Annotated in this window: 2 protein-coding genes; one reads left to right on the forward strand and one right to left on the reverse strand. The window is 71.4% G+C overall.

What is annotated here, in order from left to right; translation table 11 throughout:
* Positions 1-1298, forward strand: a 1298-nt coding sequence (gene ftsY, locus FMP39_RS37065) for a signal recognition particle-docking protein FtsY (RefSeq protein WP_141594681.1), incomplete at its 5' end; no start/stop codon positions are given.
* A 9-nt stretch (positions 1299-1307) separates the two neighbouring features.
* Here ftsY and FMP39_RS37070 read toward each other — a convergent pair.
* A partial coding sequence (locus FMP39_RS37070; RefSeq protein ID WP_141594683.1) for a M1 family aminopeptidase occupies positions 1308-2046 on the reverse strand: 739 nt, incomplete at its 5' end.

A 2046-nucleotide genomic window follows, 5' to 3' on the forward strand; every position in this document is an offset into this window, starting at 1 on the left:
CCGCCGAGCAGCCTCGCCTGCGCGTGGAGCTGCCCCCCTCCGAAGCGGAGGCCGCCCGGCTCCGCGAGGCCGAGGCCGCCCACGACCGCGCCGAGGCCCTGGCCCGCCAGCGCACCGAGGCCGCCCAGGCCGCCCGCACCGCCACGGACGCCGCCGAGCGCGCCCGGCTGGAGGCGGAGGCCCGCACCCTCAAGGAGCGCGAAGAAGAGGAGAAGCGCGCCGAGTACCGCGCCAAGAAGGCCGCGGACGACGAGGCCCGGGAGCGCCGCAAGCGCGAGCAGGTTGAAGCCCAGCGGCTGATGGAGGAGGAGCGCGCCCGCGAGGCCGCCGCCGCCGAGGAAGCCCGCCGCGCCGAGGAAGCCGCCGCGCGCGCCAAGGTGGAAGCCGAGGCCGGCCGCACCCTGGCCCAGGGCCTGGACAAGACCCGGAACCAGGGCTTTATGGCCCGGCTCAACGGCCTGTTCGGCCAGCAGCGCCAGGTGGACGAGTCGGTCCTGGCGGAGCTGGAGGAAATCCTCTTCACCGCCGACATCGGCGTGCGCACCGCCAACCACCTGGTGGAGGTGGCCCGCGAGAAGCTCAAGCGCAACGAGCTGAAGGACCCCGAGCGCATCAAGGGCCTCATCCGCGACGAAGTCGCCCGCATCTGTGACTTGCCCGTACCGCGCTCCCTGGAAGGCGGCGGCCCGCCGCACGTCGTCATGGTGGTGGGCGTCAACGGCGCCGGGAAGACGACGACCATCGGCAAGCTGGCCGCGAAGCTCACCAGCGAGGGCAAGAAGGTGGTGTTGGCCGCGGGTGACACCTTCCGCGCCGCCGCCACCGAGCAGCTCGACGTGTGGGCCGAGCGCGCCCAGGCCCAGTTGGTGAAGGGCGCCGAGGGCGGAGACCCCAGCGCCGTCATCTTCGAGGCCGTCAAGAAGGCGAAGGAGGAAGGCGCGGACGTCCTCATCGCGGACACCGCCGGCCGGCTCCACACCAAGGCTCCGCTGATGGAGGAGCTGAAGAAGGTGAAGCGCGTCATGGACAAGGCCCTGCCCGGCGCGCCGCACGAGGTGCTGCTGGTGCTGGACTCCACCAACGGCCAGAACGCGATTCAGCAGGCCAAGCAGTTCCACGAGGCCGTGGGCGTCAGCGCCATCGCCCTGACGAAGCTGGACGGCACCGCGAAGGGCGGCGTCGTCATCGGCATCTGCGACGAGCTGAAGCTCCCCGTCGTCTGGGTGGGCGTGGGCGAGAAGGTGGCCGACCTGCGCCGCTTCGAGCCGCGCGAGTTCGTCCGCGCCCTCTTCGACTGAGGGCCCGCGTCACTGCCCCGTCAACCCGGGGATGAGCTGCTCCAGCAGCTCCTTCGACTGGGCGTCTATCTCCTGGAAGGCCTCGAAGCCCTGCATGCCCTGGAGCGCCTCCAGGTCCATGCCGGGCAGCGACTGCAGGGCCTCCAATCCTTCCAGGCCCTCGAAGCCGCCCAGCAGCGACTCCAGACGGGGCTTGCCCAAATCCTCGTCGCCCTTCGCCTCCCGCCACCAGCGCGTGCGCAGCCGCTCCAGCGCGCTTGCGTTGGCGGGGCTCGCCTTCGCCAGCTCCTTCGTGAAGCAGTCCTTGCACGTCCACTTGAAGCGGTACGTGTCCACGTAGGCGCGCAGGGCCTTGAGGAAGGCGGCGTCTCCCACCAGCTTTCGCGAGGCGTGGTGCAGCAGGGGCGCCTTGCCGTAGACGAGCGCGCCGTACTCCATCTCATCCGCGAAGTGGCCCGTGGGCCGGTCCGCGCGGCCGTCCTTCCCACCCGTCATCCGGTACAGGTGGTACTGCCCCACCAGCGTCTCCTGACGCACCGACTCCGCCACCTTCTTGCCGTGCTTCCATTCGAGGTAGAGGAGCGCGGCGTACTGGGCCAGCGACTCGTCCACCACCGGCTCCAGGATGGGGTCCGAGCCCACGAGCCCCGCGAAGTACTGGTGCGCCACCTCGTGCGCCACGGTGAACTCCAGCGTGCGCTCCATGGCGCCGTTCAGCTGCCCCAGCACCCCTCCCCCGCCCCCGCTC

It is taken from the genome of Myxococcus sp. AB056 (genome assembly GCF_006547365.1).
GTDB classification, from domain to species: domain Bacteria; phylum Myxococcota; class Myxococcia; order Myxococcales; family Myxococcaceae; genus Myxococcus; species Myxococcus virescens.